Origin of the sequence: Nocardia sp. NPDC051570, assembly GCF_044454005.1 — a bacterium.
In the GTDB taxonomy this organism is placed as follows: Bacteria; Actinomycetota; Actinomycetes; order Mycobacteriales; family Mycobacteriaceae; genus Nocardia.
The window spans coordinates 351,103-374,409 of sequence record NZ_JBITDI010000010.1 but is presented as its reverse complement, the minus strand read 5'-3'; the positions used below and the strand labels follow the sequence as shown (position 1 = coordinate 374,409).

Genomic DNA, 23,307 nt, shown 5'->3' with positions numbered 1-23,307 from the left:
CGTTTGGACAACTCATCGACCACAAGTCGAACATCATGCAGCACAACCGGATCCGACGCAGCAGAACCGAATCACAACCACGTAAGACACGGTCTTAGGGCGAGCACGAGCGAGCGAGGCCTGTCGATGAGCCTGATAAGGCAGGTAGAGGCCCTGCACGCGATGCGCCCGGGCCTCGCGCGATACCGTGGACTTGTGCTTGCCGATCCGGGCGGCGATCTCGGTGACCGACAGTCCCACGGCCAGTCCGTCGGCGATCACCAACCGATCCGGCAGCGACAGATAACGGTCACTGATCACCACGGGCGCCTCATCGCTGATCTCGGCCACCGTGCCATCGACGCGAATTCTCCTGCTGTTCAAGCTTTTCCGCACTCCATCACGCCAAGCCCGCGCAGTCCGCACGTTCACTCCGACCTCATCAGCGGCCCGCGCCGTCGACCAACCGGCCTCGACCAACTCGAGGAACCGCTTCCTGGCCTCGGGTTTACCCCGCCTCGCCTTGATCGCGCTGACCAGCCCCGCCGCGACCAAGATCCGGCGCGCCATCGGATGCGAAACACCCACCGCCTGCGCTGCCTGGTTCACCGACCCAGTCTCGTTGAATGCCAACCGGATACGTTCCCGAAGTACCGGATCAGAGCGCCGTTTCGGGGTCCCCACCCGATAGCCCCTCGCCCGCAGGATCGCGTAACAACGCTGCGGCTCGATCCCCAATTCCGCGGCAGCATCGTTCACCGTGACCCCGGCATCGACCAGCCGGGCCAATCGATCACCGAACCGAGCAAGATCCTCCGAAAACGACACGGGCGCAACAACCTCTCCAATCGAGAGTGTTGCGACGACCCCTGGAATCCGCCTCATCTCGGAGCCGCTCGGCCCGGCTGGACGCGGAACCAGGGCCCACCGACGACACGCGCTGAGTAGCCGCTGGGCGGGCGTTGGTCCGGTCGAAGCGATCCGTTACCTCAGCTCGGCGGCACAGAATGGTGTCCGTGACGATCATCTTGACTGTGCCGCAGACGGAAAGCTCGGCCGCGCTGCGATTGCGGCCCTGGCGGCCCGCCGACCTGCCGTCTCTAGTTGCGGCACATCGTGATCCGGGCCTGCGCTGCTGGCTGACAGCTCCGCTGCACGACGAAACCGATGCGCGGAACTGGCTGCACGCTCAGGCTGCCGGCTGGACTGCCCGCACGCGGTTCAGTTTTGCGGTGGTCACCGACAGCCACGATGGACCACTCGTCGGCCACACGCTGCTGAAAGTTGTCGACACAGATATAGCCGAGGTCGGCTATTGGACCGCGGCCCACGCTCGAAGTCGAGGTATCGCCGCCCGTGCCCTGGAAGCCATGTCACGGTGGGCGTTGAACGAGCAGGACATGATCGAACCGACCAGGCTCGACCTGCTTCATGAGGAAGACAACGGCGCCTCCTGCCGGGTGGCGGAAAAATGCGGCTTCGCCTTGCGCGAGCTGCTCCCGGCGGCGCCGCCCGCCTTTCCCAACAAAGGCCATCGACACATCCGCACTGCCACCCGAATCCGACCTCACCGCCGCTGACCGTCGGCTCATGCCGCAGGGCGCGCGTCCAGCGCGAAAACGACTTGAAGAAGGGCCGATTCAGTCGCCAAGATGCGATCCATGATGCTGCTCGTTCCCGCCGATGTGCTTCGTCCTCGTCGTGCCGATGAGCATTTCGCCGCCGAGGCGGATGCCGCCCGCGCGGCCGGAATGGAGGTCGCGCTGGTCGATCATGACGCGTTGACCAGACCCGGCGGTGCCGAGGAGGCGGTTCGCGCGGTCCGAACGAGCGATACGGCGTGTTATCGCGGCTGGATGTTGCGTAGCGAGCAGTACGCCGCGTTCGCCGCGGCACTGCGACGACGCGGGGTCACATTGAGGACCAGTCCCGAACAGTACCGTCGGGCGCACGAGCTGCCGGGCTGGTATTCCTCGGTCGCCGACGTGACGCCGCGGTCGGTATGGACAGTCGGTGATGATCGCGCCGGATTCGACCGTGCGCGTGAGGAACTCGGTTCCGGTCCCGCAGTACTGCGTGACTACACCAAGTCGATGAAGCACTACTGGAACGAAGCGGCGTTCATCCCCGAGCTGGACGACGCGGACTCCGCCTGGGGTGTGGCACAGAGATTCCGGGAACTGCGCGGTGAGGACATGACCGGTGGATTCGTTCTGCGACGTTTCGAGCGTTTCTCATCGGCCGAAGTACGCACGTGGTGGGTCGACGGCATCTGCACGGTGATCGGCCCTCACCCCGACACGCCTCAGGATCTGCCCGCTACCGATTTCGATCCCGCACCGGCCGGCCAACTGATCGCGAACCTTCGTCTCCCCTTTCTGACGGCCGACTTCGCACTGCGGGAAGACGGAGTCCGGCGGTTGATCGAAATCGGCGATGGGCAGGTCAGCGACCGCCCGAAGAGCATCCCACCCGAAACAGTGATCACTGTCCTCCGCGAGGGGTTCCGCGACTGACCGCGGGACGGTTGGTCGGTTCAGGCCAGTGCCGCGCGCGCGGAATGCGTCAATTCGACTGTTGCCGCACGCAACTGGTCGATGGAGTCCAGCGGCGCCGAGTACCCGACCCGTGTGCGCGCCACCCCGCGCGGGCTGCTCACCCGCAGATCCAGACCGTAGCGATCGGCGCGCTCGCATACCGCCGCGGTCGCATCGGGATAGCCGCCGAACGCTCGAACCATCGCCAGCAGCGCATCGGCATGATCGTCATTGAGATGGACAACCGCCCGCCCCGCCATCGGCACGATCGGATCCGGCATGGCCGCCGCGTACTGCTCGGCCGACGCCGAATCCATCCGGCCGTACCCGCCGACCCACCGAACCCGGCGCACCCGCAAAACCCACAGTGCGAAATCGCTGTAGTCGATGTAATACTTGGCCGCAGGCACCGCCGCGAGATGCGCATCCCGTGCCGCCACTGCCTCGTCCCCGGACGGCCGCTCGACGACACCGGCGAGGGTAATCCTGATGCCCGCCAACGGATCCGCGGGCATATCCGGTGCGACCACGGACACACTGGCGCGCGGATCTTCGGTCAGATTGCGCCCGTGCTCGGCCAACCGTGACACGCACAACACCGGCTGTCCGTCCAGCAGCCCATAGGTAATGAACGACGCCCACGGCGTGCCGTCCTCGCTCAAACTCGCCAGCGTCGCGATATTGGTCGCAGCCGCAACGGTTCTGGCCTCCTCGGCAGCCGAAGGACGAACCGGATTGGCGATCGGCGCGGTCGGCGCAGGCATCGACGGCGCATCGCCCGGGTCCCCATGATCGAGAGTCATGCCACCAGTCTTCCGCAAGCCATGGCGAAACGCCGTTCAGACGTTCCTCGGTAGCAGCCGGGGATGGCGTGTTCAGGTGGGGACGAGCGGCGGGACCGGCGCGGCCGCGTCATCGTGGACGGGGCGGACCGAGCGGAGCAGGCAATGACAGTTGATGACGCGCTACTTCACCCGTTCTGCGCGCGTTCGGTGTTCAACTGGGGAGCCGGGGCGAACTTCCCAGCTTGTCCGGAACTGTCCGCCATGTCACTATTTCTCTGAAACATCCCGAACCCTACATCTCGAGCCAGCCGTCCGGCATTGCGTGTCATGACTTTCGAATGTTCATCCGATCGCTGGGTAATCGGATGCGGTTCGGATTTATCGAATGGATCCGACCATCGACATCCCGATGTGCTACTCGATCATCGAACTTCTGCAAGCGCGATCGCTGCTCCGGAACTACGGTCGATCACAGACAAGGGACCTACTGATGTATATATCTTCTCGAGTGCGCCGCGATCCGAACGCAGGCGGTCAGCGGCGGCGCGGAGCGGCGGTCAGATGGTGGCAGGTCCCGCTGGTCGGCGCCTTCGCTGTCACGCTATTGGCGGCAGGCGCATTCGATACACCGGCAACAGATTTGGCTGCGGCGTCGGCAGCGCCGACCGATCCTGCCTCAGGAGTGCCGACTGATCCGCTGGCATTCAGGCCGAATCCTGCTGTCTACGGCCAGGTGTCGTCTTTCGCTGGAGTGCCTGTGGTCGGCGCGCTCTTTCATACCGGCGATAGCGGTCGACTGCTGGACCACTTCTGCACTGCCACTGTTGTATCCAGCCCGCTCGGTAACCTGGTGATCACCGCCGCGCACTGCATAGGCGGAGCCTCCCGCACCGGCAATCTCAACATAGCCTTTGCCCCCGGCTATCACGACAACGTATTTCCCTACGGAATCTGGACAGCGACTCGCTTCATGGCCGACCCCCAGTGGGATGCCGCGGTCGACCCCAACATCAAGGTCGGCATCAAGGGCGATCCCAACGCCAAAGGTGACATCGACAACGATTTCGGGTTTCTGCAGCTGGCTTCGGCTGATGGAAGCGGCGCGGCGGTCCAGAACACGACCGGCGCCGCCAATATCGTCTTCGGCAAACCGACGTCCGGAGTGGTTCAGGTAATCGGCTACCCGAACTCCACCGAGGAGCCCGTGATCTGTCAAAACGCACTCACCGACTCGCACATACCGCACCAATTGCAATTCAATTGCCCCGGATACACCGATGGCACCAGCGGTGGACCGTTCGCCGACCCTTCCGGTGAAATCATGGGCGTGATCGGCGGCTACCAACAAGGCGGAAACACACCCGAGATCTCCTATTCCGCGACCTTCACCGAGAACACCCGACTCCTGTACTGGACCGCCATCAGCGAGTCGGGACGAGACACCCGCCTGCCGGACAAGAACGCCACTACCGCAACACCTCCACAGGGTCGCACTGAACGCCGATAAGTGGGCGAGGTGGTCAACGGGCGATGACGTATCCGTCGTGCGGGCGATGGTCGCGAGAGCGGCGCAGGTCGGCAATGGCGAAGGTGCGTTGTACCCAGCGGTCCGCGCCGTCGTAGCGGGGTTGAAAGGCGGTGCGGCCGTGGACCGTAACTCGGTTGTCCACGATGACCAGGTCGCCGGGCGTGAGCTTGGTGATGCGGGCGACGGTGGTGCAGGCTCGGCCGAATTCGGCCAGCGCCGCCTCGGCGCGCGGCGTCAGCGCGGTGGTCGCGATCGTGGCCATCCGGATATCCGGGTCGTCGGCCGACCCGGACAGCAGCGGCTGTGGCGGGATCGCCGCATGATCCGAGCCGAAGGACGGCGGTGGCGCGGTGACGAATTCAGGTGCGAACAACGCCTCCCGGCTCGCGCCGGTCAACAGCGGTAGCACCTCGCGAAGACAGGCGGTGCGCAGACCGGCGACCCGATCATGATCGGCGCGCAGGCACAGCAGCAGCACATAGTCGGGCTCGTGTACGTGAAAGGCGTTCTCGTTGTGGAAGGTCAGCAGAACCGACCCGGCGTTTCCGGAGAAGGTCTCCTTCCCCCGTACCGGCACCACATCCTGCACCAGGGCGCCGGATTTCTCGGCCAGGTAAGCGACGGGATCACCGAGCCCGCACGCCATCATGGTGAGCACCGCCGCGGAGACGGTCGCGTCCCGTTGCACCGAATCCGGTGTCGACGGCGTGGCGGGCAACCTCGCCTCATCGACCGGCAGGCCGCGGATCATCAGCGATCCGCGAAATCCCGAGTGCCGCCGGAACTGTCGCACACCACGACGCAGCGACAACGGCAACCCGTCCCAGGCGTGCCGGGCCCGGGCGACCCATTCAGGATCGTCGACCCGGTCCGACTCACCGCCACACAGGGCGCGAGCCAGCTGATCAACCCCGGCCGTGTCCGCTGGGCTCAGTTCGAGGTCGGCAATGCCGTCTACGGCGGTATCAGCGATCTCGGGTATCAACGCGTACTCCTGGTCCGGCGGGATCTGGACGGAAATGTCTTGGTGGCCAGGTACTGTCGACTCATCCATGCCGCATGGCCGCGACGGCATCGGCGATGTAGTGGTCGCCGAACCGGATCAGCGGCGCGTATTGTGCCGCCCGCCGATGTCGCATCGACCGCAGCTCGCCCACGGCGTTGTCCGGGCCGGTGGGCTTCTGCGCGATGGAGCGACGCACTCGTACCATCGAATAGGCCAGCGTGACATGACGTTCGGCGTCCACGAGGTCGGCCTCGAGCAACGCGCCCCGAGCCTCGGCGAGTTCCGGATCGCGGGCGGCCAACTGCTCGTAGGAATCCGGCATCACGGCAAGCAGATCCTTCATCGCGGCGCGGAATGTCTTGTAGCCGCGATGCTGTCGGCCGCTCAACGGGATCGTGACCTCCGGCGGCGCCATGGTGGGACGAACCGACGCCATGTAGTAGTCCACCGGGATCGTGCTGGCATGGGTCATCGCCGCCGGAAAACCGCGCACGTACGTGGTCGCATGCCCGAGCCGCACCAACGCGGCATCGACCGCGCCGGCACGCAGATGGTGCACAACATCGGTCACCGCGACCGCCGCACAGATATTGAACAGCACATGGACCTGATGTCCGACCAACCACCGCGCGGTCCACTCGCTCTCCAGCGAGACTGCCTCTGGCATCATAGGAATGGCCACCGGGGCCGATAACGGCCCGTCCGGTGTCGCGGCGCCGGTGAGGTCGAGCGCGGCCTGCGCCATACCCGCGACCTCCACCGCCAAGTCAGCGCCCGACAGTGGGGCCCGGCACAGGTCCCGCAGACCGCGATAGATGACCAGCACCCCATGCAGGGCCGCCTGCTGATCCGACAGATCCACCTCACGGACCCGGAAAAACGACTGACTCACCGACTCGGCGGGCAGCTCCTCACCGACGACCGGCCCGGCCTCGGCCGATAACGCACCCACCAGCTCGCCGACCACCGCCACGGCACGTTGTACGGCCATGGTGCGCTCAACCGGACCGGCGTGAGTCGGTATCTCGGCCAACATCATCGCCGTCCGCTGCGCCTCGACCCGGATATCAGCATTCAGATTTGGGACGACTCCCCCATCCCCCGGGCCCCGGAACACAGCCACGGGCGGGTGCGGAGCTGTGACCGAAACATCCATGCCGCAACAGTATCCCGGGACAAGGCCACGCGGATAGGTACCGACACCCATCGCTCCAGCCCGAATGCCCGCTCGGAGAAGATCTTTCACCGCTCCGGTCCCGGCAGTGGCGTCAGCCGAGTTCGCGATGCCGACTTCGACCGAATTTGGTTGACTGGTGCCGTCTTTGGACGCTCGGACAAGGGAGAGCATGCGATGGATGACAAGGCCGACGATACGGTCTGCCCGGGCCAGAAGGCCATGACACCCTTCGACGATATCTACGACCAGCCGGATCCCCGAGCCTACTTCCGGGCACTCGAGGCGTACGAGTATCGGACACCTCATCACGCCCAAGGGATCTTCCGTCGCACGGTGGCCGCCCGCACCAGAGCTGGAGACGCGCGGGGTGCGGAGCCGACGGCGGTGCTCGACATCTGCTGCTCCTACGGCATCAACGCCGCCCTGCTCAATTACGAGCTCACACTGGACGATTTGTATGCGCATTACCTGTCACCGCAGGCGGCGGCCCTCGAAACCGCCGAGCTGATCGAATGGGACCGGACCTTCTATGCGGCCCGTCGACGCCCGGACGCGGTTCCGGTTTTCGGACTCGACGCCGCCGCCAATGCCATCGCCTATGCGTGCACCGTCGGCCTACTGGACCAGGGTTTCGCCGAGAATCTGGAGACCGCGCCGCCCACCGCGGCACTGCTGGGCGCCGCGCGACGTACGCGTCTGATCACGATCACCGGTGGGGCAAGCTTCCTGTCTCGCCGTACCTTTCAGCCACTGCTGGCCCATACCGAAGAGCCGGTGTGGGTCGCGGCGTTCGTGCTGCGCACCGGTTCGTATCGCCATATCGCCGAATGTCTGGCCGAGGCCGGCCTGATCACCGAAACGACTGCCTCGCCGACCTTTCCGCAACGCCGTTTCACCAGCATCCACGAGCGCCGCTACGCCATCGAAGCAGTGACATCGGCTGGCCAGGCCCCTGAGGGCAAGGAGTCGGGCGGCTACTTCCATACCGCACTCCATCTGTCCCGGCCTGCGGTGGACACCCACGGTCATCCTCTCAGCGATCTGGTGGCGGAAACCCGGACCGTCCAGCCGGCCGTCCTCGGCCTGCCGCAACAACACCGGCTTCAGTAAGACCTCTGGTCCGACGCCGAAGCCGGTCCCCTAGTTCAGTTGCCACGCTCCAGCTCCGAGTACTTCACTGCCCGGCCGCGAGCCAGCTCCACAGGGTAACGTTCGGCGTTCTTCCGCAGCTTCGAGTCGACCGCGGCGGCAAGGTCCACCTGCAGTACATCGGCGGGCCGAAGCAGGTAGATGAACACGTCGGCGATCTCCTCCTCGACGCGCACGCGCCGCGCCGGGTCCGCCGTGATCGCCTCGGTATTTCTCCTGGACGAACACCAGGTCGTTCGTCCGGACGAGATCGGCACCCCCAAGGCGATCCGGGATCATGCGGCCCGAAAAGGTTATCTGGTGCACCATATCGCGCTCGAAGGGCAGTTCCGCTGCGGCGGCAGCGCCGAGTACGACGAGTGGGTGCTGCAACTGATCGGCCTGCGACACGGCAAGCCGACACAGTGGAGCGGCGACGACTTCGACGTACGCATAGCGCGTTCACCACAGCAGATGGAAGACTTCCTGCGCGCACAGGCCGACGCTGGGGCTGCCGCGCGGATCGCTGCGGGCTATTGCTGGCCGTGGACCCATGAACCACGCAAAGACGGGACGCTCGAACCCGACGTCGTCATCGGCGACTGGCGCAAACCGTGGAACAAGTTCAAGGACACCATCACCGGCGAGGCACCACCGGGATGGCTGTGGGCTACCGATCCACGCGGTTTCGAACAAGTCGGCTGCATCTACACCGCGCAGGGATTCGAATACGACTGGGCCGGTGTCATTCTCGGCCCCGACATCGCCGTGGAGAACGGACGCCTGGCAGTACGGCGCGATGCCACCGAGGACTCGCCGCTACGAAACAAGAAACTGTTCGACGACGATGTCGAGATCCTTATCCGCAACACCTACAAGGTCCTGCTGACCCGAGGCCTGCGAGGCGTAGTCATTTACGCGGTCGACCCGACGACGCAAGAGTTACTGACAGGGCTGGCGCCGTCACTCTGACGAAAGCCGAGTCGCTGCGGCCTACTTTGTCTCCGCTGCCCGGACGGGGAAAGGTTCTTCCGACGCCGGATGTCGGTCGGTGGTGCGGAGGGGCGCGCCGACGTGGTGCAGGTGCCGCAGGGCCTCACGGTAAGAGGAGATCAGTCCGGTCTCGTGGTAGGGCACGCCGATTTCGGCGCAGTAGTCGCGGACGATCACCTGGGCGGGACGCAGATTCGGCGTCGGCATGCTCGGGAACAGATGGTGCTCGATTTGATAGTTGAGGCCGCCGAGGGCAAGGTCGGTCAGCGCGCCACCCCGCACGTTGCGGGAGGTCAGCACCTGCCGGCGTAAGTAGTCGGGGCGGTCGTCGCCGGTCAGGGTCGGCATGCCCTTGTGGTTCGGGGCGAAGACGCAGCCCATGTACAGGCCGAACAGCGCTTGGTGCACAGCGATGAACGCAATTCCCTTGTCGGCGGGCAGAATCGCGAACACCGCGACCAGATATGCGGCGAAATGACCGAAGAGCAGCGCGCCCTCCGATCCGCGGTGTTTGACCGATCGATTTCGGAGCGCACGCACGCCCGCCACATGGAGGTTCATGCCCTCCAGCAGCAGTAGGGGGAAGAACAGGTACGCCTGCGCCCTCCCGATGAGACGCGGCAGACCACGGCTGGCCCGCGCCTGCCGCTGTGACCAGACCAGAACGTCGGGCGCGACATCGGGGTCGAGTTCCTCGTGGTTCGGATTGGCGTGATGCCGGGTGTGCTTGTCCTGCCACCAGCCGTAGGCCAGGCCGATGCCGGCGTTGCCGACGACTCGGCCCACTACTTCCGTCGGCCGCCGCAGCCGGAAGACCTGGCGGTGCGCGACATCGTGCATGACGAGTGCGACCTGTGCGCATGTCACAGCCATGAACGCCGCGACCATGAGCGTCCACCACGAGTCGCCGACGAGGCCGAACGCGGCCCAGCCGGACACGAAGGCGATCCCGACGAGGCCGAGCCGGATGGCGTAGTAGACGGGACGCCGGTTCATCAGTCCCGCGTCGGAGATCCGGCGCAACAGACGGGCGTAATCACCATCGGCGCCGCGCCGCGGTGACCGTGGAACTGACTCTGGGGCCAAGGCCGGTGTCGTCATAGATCTTCCTGAGAGAGCCGAGTCGAGATGCCACCGAAGCTATCGACCGGATTCTCGTTCCATGTAATCCCTTGGTATGACATGGAATCGGACTGCGGTGTGATACCGCGAACCGGGATCGAACGCCGTCCGGTCAAGCGCACCACCCTGGCAGTAGCCTACGCAGACGAGCGGGTCCCGTGGTTACGAATCCAGCTGTGCGTTGGCCTCCGGGGCCGTCGGTCGCGGCTCGGTGTCGAGACTCGCCGAGCGGATCCGGGTGCGCATGCTGACCATGCGACGCGCTCCACCGGTCGCTACAAAGTTGCCTAAAACCAGGCCCGCACCGATTGCCAGCGTGGTGAGCACGGAAAAGGCGAAAGACACTCCCGATCCTGGCGAATGTCCGATGAACATCAGCAATGAATAGGACACCGCCAGCGACGGCAGCAAGGCGCCGCAGAACGCTGGAACGATTATCGATGCCGGAGATATGCGTAGCCGGGCCGCCGTCCATGTGCTGACGGCGCCGAGCGCCGCCGCACCGAGCATCAACGACAACAGCAGTCCGATATGTGCACGCGCACATAACTGCACGACGAGCTGCGTGAATACCGCCGCTGCCATGGAAATCGGCACCACCCGCGCGGTGGCCCCCTGAGCGAAGGCATTGGCCGCGGCGGCGACCGCCGAGGCGAACAGCGCCCAGAACAGCGTCAGGCCCGTCAAACGGATCGCCGATGGATCGACCTCGAGATGCACCCATCGGGTCATCGCCAGACCCGCCAGAATGCCGGTGACCATTCCGAGCACGATCAGGCCGATACCCAGGCCACGCACCACGGCCATGCCCCGAAATCCCGATATCGCGTCCTGCGCCGACGCGACGATCGACGGATGGGGCAACAGCAGCACCACACACGCGGCGACCATACTGGCTGCCTCAGCCGGATCGATCGGGCTGTAGGCCACCGCAAGGCTGCCGACCACCGTCGCCAGCGCCATCTGCGCGACGGCGACGAAAAATGCTGGAAGATAACGTCTTCCAAGGACCTTACCGAGATACATCAGCACGAACATCAGACCGAAAGCGCCGATCGCCGACCGATAGGTCCCGCCGGCCTGCAATGCGACGACAACGCCGAGAACTCCCATGGCGCCCGCGACAACTCGATAGGGCCATCGCGGACCCGACCGCATCTCCTCGACGAGTCGCTGACTGGCCTGGGTCATATCAGCCTTGTGGCCCACGATGTCGTCGACAACGCCGTACACGTTGTTGAGCCGGTGCAGGTCGGCACCCGCGTCGCGCACAGCCCGCAATCCGGCGGTGGTCGGCTCGTCGGGCACGGCGTACACCATATGGATCGACGACCCTGGAAAATCGAGCTCCACGGCGGCCAGATTCCAGGTCGCCGACACCGCGACGATCGCCACCTCGACACTGCGCGCATCGGCTCCCGACGACAACATCACCTCCCCCAGGTCCAGGCAGAAGTCGATGACCTGACGGGCCGAATACTCCTCCCCGGTCGCCGTCGGCGAGGGCGAGACATCCGAGTAGATGCTCCCGCGCAGCAACAGCCTGATATCGCGCCGCTGCTCGGCGGTCGCTACTCGAGCTCGACGCTGCCGGACCCCCTGCCGGGCACTATCGGCGAAACCGGCGGCCGACTTGCGAGGTCGCCGCTTCGGCATGATTTCGGCCGACCGTCCGCGATGGCCGACCTCATCCGCACCGGTGCCGGTCCGGTCGATCGGTTCGGGAGTACGTCCGATACGGATCCGTCCCATAGCGACCTACTCAGCCCGCCCATGCCGCGGACCGTGGGTACATATCAATCGTGCTGAGCATGATCTCCAATCCAGTGCCGGACGGAATAGCGAAACCAGCGACGACACCGCGGACGGACATACTCGGCAACCCCGGCCCCGAAAGCTGCTACCAGCATTGCTGTCGGATTGCCGACACGCAATGAGAATACCCGAGTTGTGACGGCACTTACTGGCGTCCATACTCGACCGCGGTACCGCCCCGGCGACGCTGACGTGGGGAGTATGCAACCCCCAACGCCGTTACCGGCCTGTGCTGATCACCGCATCCAAATCTCCTGTCCCACAACAGTTCAGCGCCTCTTCGGCTGATCACCGCACGTCGGCATGCCGTTGCGCGCGGCGGAGATCGCTCTGGTAGCGGCCCGGAGTCCGGCCGATGATCGCGGCGAAGGCTTCGATGAAGCTGGTCGGGTTGGACCAGCCACAGCGCAGCGCGATATCGGTGACCGAGTGGCCGTGCACGAGGTGCACGAGGGCGTGCTGGACGCGTAGCAGGGTGCGCCATTGGCTGAAGCTCATGCCCAGCTCGGTCCGGAACAGTCGGCTGAGGGTTCGCTCGCTCGCGCCCACGGCTCGGCCCAGTTTGTTGAGCGTGGCCGAACTCGGCCGCTGATCAGGACGCTCCCCGAGCGGCCGCGCCTGTCGCGTAACGGATTTGCCCCGAGGGGAGAAATAGCGTCCGTGCGCGCGGTAGGAAAGTATTGGATGCGATGAAACTCTCTCAGCTATGTAATCGAACGGCGCTACGGGCCTCGGCCGTGGCGCTGACCGCCCTCTTGGGCGTGGGGATGGTCGGCGAGACCGCCTCGGCCGATCCGGTGAAGCCATCGGCCGTCACCTCCGTCACCAAGCAGGGGCGTACCTGGCATCTGAAGGTCTACTCGGCGGCGATGAATACCGACATCGCCGTCGATGTGCAGCGGCCGGTCGACGAGTCCGCGCCCGCGCCGAATCTCTGGATGCTCAACGGGCTGGACGGCGGCGAGGGCACCGCGAGCTGGAAGGCGCAGACCAAGGCGCTGGACTGGCTGGCCGATAAGCAGGTCAATGTGATCCAGCCGATCGGCGGCCTGGGCAGCTACTACACCGACTGGCAGAAGCCGGATCCGGTGCTCGGCGTGAACAAGTGGAAGACGTTCTTCACCGAGGAGCTGCCCCCGCTGCTGGATGAGACCCTGCACTCCACCGGCCGTAACGCGCTGGCCGGCCTGTCGACCTCCGGCACGTCGGTCCTGCAGCTGGCCGAGGCCAAGCCGGGTCTGTGGAAGTCCGTGGCCGCCTACAGCGGCTGCGCGCAGATCGCCGACCCGATGGGCCAGCAGTTCGTGAAGCTCGCCACCGAGACCTGGGCCGGCGGCAACACCCAGAACATGTACGGCCCCTCGAACAGCCCGCTATGGGCCGAGAACGATCCGGTCATCAACGCCGAGAAGCTGCGCGGCACCCTGCTCTACGTCTCCAGCGGCAGCGGCATTCCGGTGATGGACGACGTCGAGTACTACGTGGACAGCGCACCCGGACCCACCGGCGGCGTGAACCTCGCGCTCGGCATGATCATCGAGGCGGCCGTCAACGGCTGCACCGCCAACCTGAAGAACCGGCTCGACTCGCTGAGCATCCCGGCGACCTTCCAGTTCACTCCGGTGGGAACGCACTACTGGCCGTATTGGGAAGAGGCCCTGCACAATTCGTGGCCGATCCTGGCCCAGGGTATGGGTCTGACCGCCTGATCCGCCATGGTGGGCCGCCCTGCCGGGACCAGGCGGCGCGGCCCGCCGACATACGTGACGATCCCCACCAAACCCCTCGGTATGGAAATACGCTCACCCCGGTAGCGCTTGAACGACCAGGAAACCCCCAACCGAGAGGCCTGAATTCGATGCGTGCCGTCACCTACGACGCCTATGCCCCCGACAATTCGACGCTGAAGGTGGGCGAGGCTCCCGAACCGAAGCTCGGACCGGGTGAGGTGCTGATCCGGGTGCGCGCCTCCGGGGTGAACCCCGTCGACTGGAAGGTGCTGGCCGGCTACCTCGACCCGATGATGCTCTCGGTGTTTCCGGTGATCCCGGGCTGGGACGTAGCCGGTGAGGTGGTCGCTCTCGGACCCGACACCCCCGAATTCCGCGTCGGTGACGAGGTGATGGCCTACGCCCGCAAGGACACCGTGCACGCGGGCACCTTCGCCGAATTCGTAGCCGTACCCGCCGTCCACGTCGCGCGCAAACCCGCCGCACTGGACTGGGCGCAGGCCGGTGGCCTGCCGCTGGCGGGCATGACGGCCCAGCGGGCCCTCGATCGGCTCGAGGTCGGCCCCGGCGACACGCTCGTGGTGTACGGCGCGGCCGGCGGCGTCGGCAGCCTCGCGGTGCAGCTCGGCCGCGATCGCGGCGCCCGGGTGATCGGCACCGCCTCCGAACGCAATCACGATTTCCTGCGCGCGCTCGGCGCCGAACCCGTCGCCTACGGCGACGGACAGGATGAGCGGATCCGCGCACTCGTCCCCGGCGGCGCGACCGCGGTCGCCGACTTCGTGGGCGGCCAGCTCGAGACGACCCTGGCCATCCTCGCCGAGGGCGGCCGGCATGCCTCGGTCGCCGACGACAGTGTGGAAACCCATGGCGGACATGTGATCTGGGTCCGCCCGGACGGTGCCAAGCTCGCCGAACTCGCCGAGCTGGCCGATCGCGGCGTCTTCACCGTCGAGATCGCGCGGACCTATTCCCTCGACGAGATCGGCGACGCCTTCGACGCCAGCCGCTCCGGCCGCACCCGCGGCAAACTGATCATCGTGCCCTGACGAATCAGCCCTGGGCGGTGGCGAACTTCTCGAACGACTGCAGCACCGTGGACCAGCCACCGCCCTGTTCGGCGATGACATCGCGCAGCGCCTGCCCCTCGATGAGCCGATCCAGGTGGCGATGTTCGAGTTCGACGACGGTCTGTTCGGGACCCTCTGCGGTGAAACGGATTTCGACCTCGCTGGCATGTGCGGGATCCGGATCGAACTGCCAGAGCCCGTTGATCTGCCAGGTCACCAGGATGCGATGCGGCGGTTCCCAGGCCAGCACCCGGCCCCAATCGCATTCGCTGCCGTCCACGCCGCGCTCGTACCAGCGGCCGCCGACCTGCGGTTCCAGGAGGGCGTCGGCCATCTCGACCTTGCCGATGCTGTAGCCCGGCCACCAGCTGCCGAACGATTCGGTGAAGTAGGCGAAGGCGCGCTCGATCGGCAGCGCGACGCTTGCCTTGCCCTGCAGGGCGGGAAGCGAGGTGGTCATGGGGACTCCTGTTCGGGATCGGCGGCCGCGGATTCGGCGGCCTTCTGAAAAGCGGTCAGCGCGTCATCCCAGACCCGCTGGAAATATGCCTGAATCGCGGCCAGACCCGCCGTGTCGACCCGGTAGATCCGCCGCGTGCCCTCGGCCGTGGCCACCACCAAGCCGCCTTCCCGAAGCACCCGCAGATGTTGCGATACCGCCTGGCGAGTGATCGGCAACGACTCGGCCAGCTCGCCGACCGACGACGGTCGGCGAGCCAGGCGCTCGAAGATCGCCTGCCGCATCGGATCCCCGAGCATCGACAGATCGACGTCTTTGAAAGCAGCCACGTACGTAAGTCTGTACTTTCAAAGAATGATTGACAACCCTTTGCGCGCCCACAGCCGAGTTCACCCCCACTCGCCCAGGGCCGATGTGACGCGAATTGCACTTTCTGAAAAATTGCAGAAGGTGTAGCTTTCTGGCATGGTCAGGCAGAAGGTCGACACCCCGCCGGAACTCGGGCTGCGCGAACAGAAGAAGCGACAGACCCGCCACGATCTCTGCCTGGCTGCGCGGCGCCTGACCGTCGAACGCGGACTCGACGCGACCACCACCGACGATATCGCCAAGGCCGTCGGTGTCTCGCCGCGCACGTTCTTCAACTACTACGAGACCAAGCTCGACGCGGTCCTCGGTCCGGTCGCGGAGATCGGCACGCCCGAGATGCGTGCGCGATTCATCGCGGGCGGCCCCACCGGCGTGCTGATCGACGACCTCGCCGCGCTCTACACCTCCGGTTACGAGCCCGAAGACGAGGTGCGCGAAAGCATTTCGCTGGTCGCCGAGATCATCAAGACCGAGCCGCGGGTGATCGCGGGCTTCTTCGCCGCGGGCGTGCGCCACACCGCCGCCGTGGGTGAGCTGCTGTCCGCCCGGCTCGGCGAGGTCACACCCCAATTCGCTTCCCTCGCAGCGGGACTCATGTCCACCCTCACCACCAACGCGGCGATGTCGCTGGCCGATCAGCCCGAACGGCCGCTGGCACACGCTCTGCTCGAACAGTGCGAACTGGCCGCGAGCCTGTTCCACCGGGATCCGGAAAACATCAAGGAGAGACACCCATGACCGCGACGGCCGAATCGCCGCCTACCCCAATAGTTCTCACCCAGAAGCGGGTCTGGCTCATCTTCTCCGCACTGATCGCGGGCATGTTCCTGGCCAGCCTCGATCAGACCATCGTGGGCACCGCGATGCCGACCATCGTCGGCCAGCTCGGCGGCATCTCCAATATGGCCTGGACCGCGACGTCATATCTGCTGGCCACGACCATCGTCATGCCGATCTACGGCAAGTTCGGCGATCTGTTCGGCCGGCGGTGGCTGTTCCTGTTCGCGATCGCGATCTTCACCGCCGCCTCGGTCGGCGCGGCCGTCTCCACCGGCTTCTGGGAATTCATCGTGTTCCGCGGCCTGCAGGGCGTGGGCGGCGGCGGCCTGATGATCCTGGCGCAGGCCATCATCGCCGATATCGTCCCGGCCAAGGACCGCGGCAAGTTCATGGCGCCGATGGGCGCGATCTTCGGCGTCACCTCGGTGGCCGGTCCGCTACTGGGCGGCTTCTTCGCCGATCAGCTGAGCTGGCGCTGGTGCTTCTGGATCAACGTCCCGGTCGGGCTCGCGGCGCTGATCATCGCGTTCCGCTACCTGAGCATTCCCAGTCACCGGCCCAAGGTGCGGCCCGACTATGTCGGCGTCGTGCTCATGTCGGCCGCGACGACGCTGCTGATCCTGATCACCGATTGGGGCGGTAAGCAATACGCGTGGGGTTCGCCGACGATTCTGTCGATGGCCGCGGCGCTGGTGATCATCGTGGGAGTATTCGTGGCCGTCGAGGCCCGGGCGGAGGAGCCGATGCTGCCGCTGTGGCTGTTCCGCAACCGCACCTTCGTGCTGACCTCGGCCATCGGCCTGGTGGTCGGCCTGGTGATGTTCGCGGCGCTGGCATTCATCCCAACCTATCTCCAAATGGCCACCGGCGCTTCGGCTTCGGTGTCCGGCCTGCTGCTGATCCCGATGATGATCGGCATGATGGCGACGCTGATCACCTCGATGACCGCGATCACCAAGACCGGCCGCTATCGCATGTATCCGCCGCTGGGCGCGCTGATCATCATCGCCGGCATGCTGTGGATGACCCGGATCGACGCGCACAGCTCCATGTGGCTGGTGTCGGCGATGTTGTTCGTCATCGGCGCCGGACTGGGTCTGATCATGCAGATCATCGTGCTGGTGGTCCAGAATGCGGTGTCCCCCGGGCAGATCGGCACCGCGACCAGTGCGAACAACTACTTCCGTGAAATGGGCGGCGCGATCGGCGTGGCGATCTTCGGATCGATCTTCACCAGCCGGCTCACCGAGGGGCTGACCGAGGTGTTCCGTACGCACTGGCAGGAGGCCGCGCAATCGGGCCTGCGGCCGGACGGACTGGTGCCCTCGGCGGTCAAGCACCTGCCAGGCCCGCTGCACGACGCCATCGTCGGCGCCTATGCGCACGCCCTGGTGCCGGGCTTCTGGTACGTGATTCCCGGCGCGATCCTCGCCTTCGTGCTGACGCTGTTCATCCCGCATCTGACGCTGTCCGACGAGGCGGGCATGGTCGCCCGCGGCGAGGCGGTACTGGCCGAGGACGAACTCAGTCCAGCCACTCCAGAGCCGCGGTGACCATGGCCGTCACCCCGGTATCGATCGCGGGATCGAGCTCCGGGGCGAAATGCGGCGAATGGTTCGAGGGGATGTCCCGGTCGACGGCGCCGGCCTGCAGCGCGGTGAGGAAGCGCTGCCGGTCGACCCCGCCGAAGTACCAATAGCACAGCGGTGCACCGCAACTCGTCGCCAGCACCCCGCAGTCCTCGCTGCCGGTGATGAGGCCCGGATCGACCACCTTGTCGGCGCCGAGCTGCTCGCGCAGGGCGGCCGCGGTGCGCTCGACGGCGGCGGGATCGTTGAACAGGATGGGGAAGGTCTCGATCGTCTCGATATCCGGGGCGCGGTCCGCGCCCGAGGCGGCCGCCTCCGCCCGCACGATGCGCTCGACCGCGGCCAGTACCCTGGCGCGGACCTCGGGGGTGAAGGTGCGGATGTTGACCAGCAGTTCGGCACGGTCGGCGATGATGTTGTGCCGGGTGCCCGCGGTGATCGCGCCGACGGTGACCACCGCGGTATCCCCGCCCGCGATCTCGCGGGATACGACCGTCTGCAGGCGCATCACCGTCGCGGCCGCCATCACCACCGGATCGATCGTCGTCTCCGGGCGGGAACCGTGTCCGCCCTTGCCGTACAACGTGATTCGCAGCGCGTCGGTGGCCGCCATCGCGGCCCCCGCGTGGACCGCGACCATATGCACCGGCAGCGGCCCCACATGCTGGCCGAGCACCACATCGGGCGTGCCGAACCGATCGAACAGGCCGTCGTCGATCATGGCCGCAGCGCCCGCGCCGCTCTCCTCCGCGGGCTGGAACACCGCCAGCACCGTGCCCTGCCAGGATTCCCTGGCCTCGACCAGGATCCGCAGGGCGCCCAGCAGGCAGGTGATATGCATATCGTGGCCGCAGGCGTGCATGACCGGATCGCCGGTGACCGGATCGGTGGCGGTGGACGCGTACGGCAGGCCGGTCTGTTCGGCCACCGGCAGCGCGTCCATATCCGCCCGCAGCAGCACCGTCGGCCCGGCGCCGTTGACCAGCCGGGCCACCACGCCCGTGCGACCCACGCCGGTGGTGACCTCGTAGCCCAGATCGACTGCGCGGCGGGCGATTTCGGCGGCTGTTCGCTGTTCGGCGAAGCCGAGCTCGGGATGGGCGTGCAGATCTCGGTAGAGATCGGCGAGATCGCCGTGTATCGCGTCGAGCCGGTCCGGGATGTGCAGCGCCGCTCGTGTCATATCTTTCGGTCCTTCCCGGTCGGCTGTCTCTCGACTGTACTGGGCGGATATGACGCGCGCCGCAGGGTATTCGCCCGACCGGCCGCTATTATGAGCGGCCATGAGCATTCGTAGACTGTTCGGTCTTTCCGCCGCAGCGCTCGCGCTTGCCGGATCGTTGAATGCGATATCCCTGACCACCGCCGCGGCGGAACCACCGCTGCCGGTCGACGATCCGTTCTACGCTCAGCCGGATTCACTGGGCGGAAAAGCAATGGGAGAAGTGGTGGACAGTCGCCCGGTGGAGTTACCGGGGTTTCCGGCGCCGGGACCCTATTCCGCCTGGCAGGTGAAATACGTCAGCCAGAACACCAAAGGAACACCCTGGACGACGATGGCGATCGTCATCCAGCCGGAGAAGCGGGTCGAACCACCGGTGTTGATAGCGGAAGACCTGTGGATCGACTCCCTGAATTCCCGATGCAACCCGTCATACAAACTGCGGGTCGACGCCAGCGTCCAGGGCGGCGTGTTTCCCAGTGAACTGCGGAATGTGATCGGGGAGCTCGACCGCGGCTGGACCGTCGTACTACCTGACTACCTGGGGCCAGAGGGCGAATTCGCCGCCGGTTACGTCGAGGGGCGCAATACTCTCGATGGCATCCGGGCCGCCCTGAATTTCGCTCCCGCAGCGCTTTCAGGCAGCTCGACACCGGTCCTGATCTACGGTTACTCCGGCGGATCGCGGGGTGCCGAGTTCGCCGCCGAGCTCGCGCCCACCTACTCGCCAGAACTGAATATCCGCGGTGTGGCCGCCGGCGGCCTACCGGTCGATATGGCGGCGGCCGCCGCGCATATGGACGGCGGACCATTCACCGTCATCGACCTGCTTGCGGCCTTCGGTCTCGATCGCGCGTATCCCGAGATAAATCTCGCCTCCTATTTCAGCGATCCCCAGTTGAAGCAGAAGTTCACCAGCACGTGTTACACCGACCTTGCGGCCGACTACGCATTCCGGCGCGTCGAGGATTACACCGTCGGTCATATTTGGCCCCTGGGAGTCCCAGCAGTGGCGCAGGTCGTGGAATCGCTGCGGGGCGGGCGGTACGGGACACCGGCCGTACCGATGCATCTGGCGACCGGATTCGTCGATGAATTTGCGATGGTTCCGGATACCGATCGCTTGGTCGCCGACTACTGCGCCCGCGGTGTCGACATCACCTACACGAAATATCCACTGACCGAGCACCTTTACACGGAGCCCACCGATTTCCCGGAGGCGATAGATTGGCTCGGCCAACGACTCGTGGACGCGCCGAGCACCCGTACCTGCGGCCTCGGCCCGGAAAACGCCAAGATTTCGTTCGGCTGAGTCTCGACGGCGAAGACAACAGTCTGCGGATGGTCCGGTCATGGGTCTGCGCGCTTGCCCTCGCGGTTGCGATGACAGGGTTTGTTCCTTCGCCTCCGGCGCGGGCCGACGAACCGCCGGAGCGGGATGTGATCGCGCAGATGTTCGGCTGGAACTGGCGCTCGATCGGGCGGGAATGCCGCGAGACGCTCGGTCCGCTCGGCTACGGGGCCGTGCAGACCTCCCCGCCCGAGGAGCATTCGCTGTTGCCGGAGAAGGGATTTCCGTGGTGGCAGAGCTATTCGGCCGTCTCCTACGGGCTGACCAGTCGCTACGGCACGCGCGAGGAACTGGCGGAGATGGTGCGCGGCTGCCATGCGGCGGGGGTGCGGGTGTATGTGGACACGATCATCAACAACATGTCGGCGATCGAGGGCTGCGGAATCGGTAGCGGCGGAACGCCTTACTGCCACTACGTATATCCCACGGTTCCCTACGGTCCCGGCGACTTCCATCACTGCGGCACGCCCGACGACGCCATCGAGGACTACACCGATCGTTATCAGATGCACCATTGTCAGACGCTCAACGCCGCGGACCTGGCGACCGAGGACGACCGAGTCCAGGACCGGATCGCCGGCTATCTGAACGATCTCCTGTCCCTCGGCATCGACGGCTTCCGGATCGATTCGGCGAAATACATTGCTCCCGAGGATATTTCGGCCATCGAGGGACGGCTGTCCCGGCCCGCGTACGTGTATCAGGAGGCCGTCTACGGCCTCGGCGAGGGCGTCGGGCCCGAGGACTATCTCGAAACCGGCGATGTCATGGACCTGCGCTATGCCGGAACCCTCAGCGCGATCTTCCGCCGGGGCCGCCTGGCGCAACTGCGGCACTTCGGCTCGGCACTGCCCTCGGATCGGTCGGTGGTGTTCGTGGCCAATCACGACACCGAACGCAACGGCTCCACCCTCACCTATGCCGATCCCGACCACTACATCCTGGCCAACGCGTTTCTACTGGCCTGGCCCTACGGCCATCCGAAGATCCTCAGCGACTACGCCTTCGAATCCTATGACGAACCCTCCCCCTCGGATCCGTTGGGCCGCACCCTGGATGCGGCCTGCGTCGACGGCCATTGGCTGTGCGAACACTCCTGGCCCGGCATCGGCGGCATGGTCGGCTTTCATCAGCAGGTCCGGGGCGAACCGGTGGTCGACTGGATCGATGACTCCGGCAACCTCATCGCCTTCGGCCGCGGCTCGGCGGGCTATGTCGTCCTCAATGGCGAGGACTCACCGGCCGACGGACGCGCCTACCGCACGTCCTTGCCCGCGGGCACCTACTGCGATGTCATGCACGGCGCACCGCATGAAGGAGTCTGCACCGGACCCAGCTACGAGATCGACAGCGCCGGTTGGCTGCACGCCGATATCGCGCCGCGCTCCGGCCTCGCCCTCCACACGGGAGCGATGGTCACCGGCTGACGCTCATACCGGCAGATTGTCGAGTGCGGATTGCAGGACCACGGCCAGGTTGTGGATCGATTCGGGATCACCGACCGCCCGAACCCGTTGCCGCGCAAGAGCCTCGGCGATGGCGAGGTCGCCGCGCACGATGGCGGCGAAGGTCGCGGAGTCGTAGGTGATGACGGCGTCGGCCGGATCCTCGCCGGGTCCGGATCGCACATCGACCCGGCCGTCGTGGATATCGAGGCGGGCGATGCTGTCGTCGGCGTGAAATTCGAAGCGCCCCTCGACCGTTCGCAGCGCGTCCGAATCCACCAGCTGCGCGAGGAAGGCCAGCGACCATTCGGCGCGAAAGCTCTGGCCGGGCGCTCGTCCGTCGTGTGTGCGGTGCCTGGTGCCCCAGAGCGCCAGCGGCGTCAGCGCTTTCGCCAATTCCGCGCCGGCCGGGGTCAGCCGGTAGACCGTCGATGCGACGGGCGGCGGCAGCTGCCGTCGCTCGACGACATCGTCGGCCTCGAGCTGTTTCACGCGCGCGGCCAGCAGGCTGGTCCCGATGCCGTCCAGCGCACCGGCGAGGTCGGAGTACCGCTTGGGCCCGGACATCAACTCGCGCACGATCATCAGTGTCCAGCGCTCTCCGACGATGTCGAGGGCGAGCGCGAGCCCGCAGAACTGGTCATAGCTACGCCGTGCCACGCATCGACTGTAGCACCGGTAATAGAAGCCATTACTTCAGATTCATTCTTGTCTACTTCTAAATCTTATGTGACAGTGGAGATATGACCGATCTCCGGCTCGACGCGGCCAAGTTCGCCGCCGAGGCAGAACGCATGACCAATGAGGTGGCCGTCGACGAATGGGAGGCGCTCTATCATCACGATGCCGTCGCGGAGTGGATCTTCGACGGGGTGCGCCGCAGCTATGCGGGCATCGAGGAGATCCGGCCCGCGCTGGCCGTACTGGCCGAACTCTGGCGCAATCAGCCCTTCCGGGTGCGCAAGACGGTCCAGTGCGCCGACAGCGACACCATCGTCCTCACCTACGAGGGCGGGTTCCGGGGCCGGACGAATCAATTCGGCACCGAGATCTGGACCCTGCGCGACGGCCTGGTCGTCCGCCACCAGATGTACTGCTACGTCGATGTCCGAGGGCCCGAGTCGATCTGGGCCAATGTGCGGATGCTGCTCATCCAGCCCCGTCTCGCGCTCGCCGCGCTGCGCAGCGAGCGTAGACATCGGGCGGCATAGTTTGTATTGA

Annotated in this window: 24 protein-coding genes; 12 read left to right on the top strand and 12 right to left on the bottom strand. The window is 65.9% G+C overall.

Annotated elements, in window-relative coordinates; all coding sequences use genetic code 11:
- Window positions 1–33 precede the first annotated feature (33 nt).
- Entirely contained in the window at window positions 34–807 is a 774-nt protein-coding gene (locus ACIA76_RS26175; protein ID WP_397155053.1) for a helix-turn-helix domain-containing protein, read from the bottom strand.
- Window positions 808–995: 188 nt separating this feature from the next.
- On the opposite strand from ACIA76_RS26175, the gene ACIA76_RS26170 reads away from it, so the two are divergent.
- Together ACIA76_RS26170 and ACIA76_RS26165 are read left to right on the top strand one after the other, a co-directional pair.
- Complete coding sequence (locus ACIA76_RS26170) at window positions 996–1,559, top strand: GNAT family N-acetyltransferase (RefSeq protein WP_397155051.1); 564 nt, start codon at window positions 996–998, stop codon at window positions 1,557–1,559.
- 81 nt (window positions 1,560–1,640) lie between these two features.
- Entirely contained in the window at window positions 1,641–2,495 is an 855-nt protein-coding gene (locus ACIA76_RS26165) for an ATP-grasp domain-containing protein (protein WP_397155049.1), read from the top strand.
- A 20-nt stretch (window positions 2,496–2,515) separates the two neighbouring features.
- Here the strand turns inward: ACIA76_RS26165 and ACIA76_RS26160 are convergent, their stop codons facing one another.
- Window positions 2,516–3,319 (bottom strand): HugZ family protein, encoded by an 804-nt coding sequence (locus ACIA76_RS26160; protein WP_397155047.1) that lies wholly within the window; start codon window positions 3,317–3,319, stop codon window positions 2,516–2,518.
- A gap of 367 nt (window positions 3,320–3,686) precedes the next feature.
- Here ACIA76_RS26160 and ACIA76_RS26155 point away from each other — a divergent pair, with 367 nt between their 5' ends.
- The gene (locus ACIA76_RS26155; RefSeq protein WP_397155045.1) at window positions 3,687–4,808 is read left to right on the top strand and encodes a trypsin-like serine peptidase; all 1,122 of its coding nucleotides are present in this window, start codon (window positions 3,687–3,689) and stop codon (window positions 4,806–4,808) included.
- 13 nt (window positions 4,809–4,821) lie between these two features.
- Here ACIA76_RS26155 and ACIA76_RS26150 read toward each other — a convergent pair whose 3' ends face one another.
- Together ACIA76_RS26150 and ACIA76_RS26145 are read right to left on the bottom strand one after the other, a co-directional pair.
- A complete protein-coding gene (locus ACIA76_RS26150; RefSeq protein ID WP_397155043.1) occupies window positions 4,822–5,814 on the bottom strand; it encodes a TauD/TfdA family dioxygenase in 993 nt (330 codons plus the stop codon).
- Window positions 5,815–5,875: 61 nt separating this feature from the next.
- Complete coding sequence (locus ACIA76_RS26145) at window positions 5,876–6,826, bottom strand: hypothetical protein (protein WP_397155041.1); 951 nt, start codon at window positions 6,824–6,826, stop codon at window positions 5,876–5,878.
- Window positions 6,827–7,186: 360 nt separating this feature from the next.
- On the opposite strand from ACIA76_RS26145, the gene ACIA76_RS26140 reads away from it, so the two are divergent.
- Window positions 7,187–8,122: a hypothetical protein gene (locus ACIA76_RS26140; RefSeq protein ID WP_397155039.1), complete on the top strand. Its 936-nt coding sequence runs from the start codon at window positions 7,187–7,189 to the stop codon at window positions 8,120–8,122.
- Window positions 8,123–8,157: 35 nt separating this feature from the next.
- On the opposite strand, the gene ACIA76_RS26135 is transcribed toward ACIA76_RS26140, so the two are convergent.
- A complete protein-coding gene (locus ACIA76_RS26135) occupies window positions 8,158–8,337 on the bottom strand; it encodes a MazG-like family protein (protein WP_397155037.1) in 180 nt (59 codons plus the stop codon).
- On the opposite strand from ACIA76_RS26135, the gene ACIA76_RS26130 reads away from it, so the two are divergent.
- The gene (locus ACIA76_RS26130) at window positions 8,303–9,112 is read left to right on the top strand and encodes a DNA/RNA helicase domain-containing protein (protein WP_397155035.1); all 810 of its coding nucleotides are present in this window, start codon (window positions 8,303–8,305) and stop codon (window positions 9,110–9,112) included. The two genes, ACIA76_RS26135 and ACIA76_RS26130, sit on opposite strands and share 35 nt — an antisense overlap.
- Before the next feature lie 21 nt (window positions 9,113–9,133).
- Here the strand turns inward: ACIA76_RS26130 and ACIA76_RS26125 are convergent, their stop codons facing one another.
- The 3 genes from ACIA76_RS26125 to ACIA76_RS26115 form a co-directional block, all read right to left on the bottom strand.
- Window positions 9,134–10,234 (bottom strand): fatty acid desaturase family protein, encoded by a 1,101-nt coding sequence (locus ACIA76_RS26125; RefSeq protein WP_397155033.1) that lies wholly within the window; start codon window positions 10,232–10,234, stop codon window positions 9,134–9,136.
- Window positions 10,235–10,417: 183 nt separating this feature from the next.
- Window positions 10,418–12,007 carry a threonine/serine exporter ThrE family protein gene (locus ACIA76_RS26120; protein WP_397155031.1) on the bottom strand — a complete coding sequence of 530 codons (1,590 nt, stop codon included), beginning with the start codon at window positions 12,005–12,007 and terminating at the stop codon, window positions 10,418–10,420.
- Between the two features lie 351 nt (window positions 12,008–12,358).
- On the bottom strand, window positions 12,359–12,877 hold the full coding sequence (locus ACIA76_RS26115) for a helix-turn-helix transcriptional regulator (protein WP_397155029.1): 519 nt from the start codon (window positions 12,875–12,877) through the stop codon (window positions 12,359–12,361).
- Here ACIA76_RS26115 and ACIA76_RS26110 point away from each other — a divergent pair.
- Together ACIA76_RS26110 and ACIA76_RS26105 are read left to right on the top strand one after the other, a co-directional pair.
- Window positions 12,760–13,779 carry an alpha/beta hydrolase gene (locus ACIA76_RS26110; RefSeq protein WP_397155027.1) on the top strand — a complete coding sequence of 340 codons (1,020 nt, stop codon included), beginning with the start codon at window positions 12,760–12,762 and terminating at the stop codon, window positions 13,777–13,779. The two genes, ACIA76_RS26115 and ACIA76_RS26110, sit on opposite strands and share 118 nt — an antisense overlap.
- Window positions 13,780–13,928: 149 nt before the next feature.
- Window positions 13,929–14,849 (top strand): NADP-dependent oxidoreductase, encoded by a 921-nt coding sequence (locus ACIA76_RS26105; RefSeq protein ID WP_397155025.1) that lies wholly within the window; start codon window positions 13,929–13,931, stop codon window positions 14,847–14,849.
- Between the two features lie 4 nt (window positions 14,850–14,853).
- Here ACIA76_RS26105 and ACIA76_RS26100 read toward each other — a convergent pair whose 3' ends face one another.
- Together ACIA76_RS26100 and ACIA76_RS26095 are read right to left on the bottom strand one after the other, a co-directional pair.
- The gene (locus ACIA76_RS26100; RefSeq protein ID WP_397155023.1) at window positions 14,854–15,330 is read right to left on the bottom strand and encodes an SRPBCC family protein; all 477 of its coding nucleotides are present in this window, start codon (window positions 15,328–15,330) and stop codon (window positions 14,854–14,856) included.
- Window positions 15,327–15,659 carry an ArsR/SmtB family transcription factor gene (locus ACIA76_RS26095; protein WP_397155021.1) on the bottom strand — a complete coding sequence of 111 codons (333 nt, stop codon included), beginning with the start codon at window positions 15,657–15,659 and terminating at the stop codon, window positions 15,327–15,329. The genes ACIA76_RS26100 and ACIA76_RS26095 overlap by 4 nt, the downstream gene beginning before the upstream one ends.
- 136 nt (window positions 15,660–15,795) lie before the next feature.
- On the opposite strand from ACIA76_RS26095, the gene ACIA76_RS26090 reads away from it, so the two are divergent.
- Both ACIA76_RS26090 and ACIA76_RS26085 read left to right on the top strand, forming a co-directional pair.
- Window positions 15,796–16,437 carry a TetR/AcrR family transcriptional regulator gene (locus tag ACIA76_RS26090; RefSeq protein ID WP_397155020.1) on the top strand — a complete coding sequence of 214 codons (642 nt, stop codon included), beginning with the start codon at window positions 15,796–15,798 and terminating at the stop codon, window positions 16,435–16,437.
- Window positions 16,434–18,032: an MDR family MFS transporter gene (locus ACIA76_RS26085; protein ID WP_397155018.1), complete on the top strand. Its 1,599-nt coding sequence runs from the start codon at window positions 16,434–16,436 to the stop codon at window positions 18,030–18,032. The genes ACIA76_RS26090 and ACIA76_RS26085 overlap by 4 nt, the downstream gene beginning before the upstream one ends.
- On the opposite strand, the gene ACIA76_RS26080 is transcribed toward ACIA76_RS26085, so the two are convergent.
- Entirely contained in the window at window positions 18,004–19,251 is a 1,248-nt protein-coding gene (locus ACIA76_RS26080; RefSeq protein ID WP_397155016.1) for an amidohydrolase, read from the bottom strand. The two genes, ACIA76_RS26085 and ACIA76_RS26080, sit on opposite strands and share 29 nt — an antisense overlap.
- A 100-nt stretch (window positions 19,252–19,351) precedes the next feature.
- Between ACIA76_RS26080 and ACIA76_RS26075 the strand changes: the two genes are divergently transcribed.
- On the top strand, window positions 19,352–20,602 hold the full coding sequence (locus ACIA76_RS26075; RefSeq protein WP_397155014.1) for a lipase family protein: 1,251 nt from the start codon (window positions 19,352–19,354) through the stop codon (window positions 20,600–20,602).
- A 128-nt stretch (window positions 20,603–20,730) separates the two neighbouring features.
- Window positions 20,731–22,068: an alpha-amylase family protein gene (locus tag ACIA76_RS26070; RefSeq protein ID WP_397155012.1), complete on the top strand. Its 1,338-nt coding sequence runs from the start codon at window positions 20,731–20,733 to the stop codon at window positions 22,066–22,068.
- A 3-nt stretch (window positions 22,069–22,071) separates the two neighbouring features.
- Here the strand turns inward: ACIA76_RS26070 and ACIA76_RS26065 are convergent, their stop codons facing one another.
- Complete coding sequence (locus ACIA76_RS26065; protein ID WP_397155011.1) at window positions 22,072–22,746, bottom strand: winged helix-turn-helix transcriptional regulator; 675 nt, start codon at window positions 22,744–22,746, stop codon at window positions 22,072–22,074.
- A gap of 83 nt (window positions 22,747–22,829) precedes the next feature.
- On the opposite strand from ACIA76_RS26065, the gene ACIA76_RS26060 reads away from it, so the two are divergent.
- Window positions 22,830–23,297, top strand: coding sequence for a nuclear transport factor 2 family protein (locus ACIA76_RS26060; protein ID WP_397155009.1), 468 nt, complete (start codon window positions 22,830–22,832; stop codon window positions 23,295–23,297).
- The last annotated feature ends 10 nt before the right edge of the window (window positions 23,298–23,307 follow it).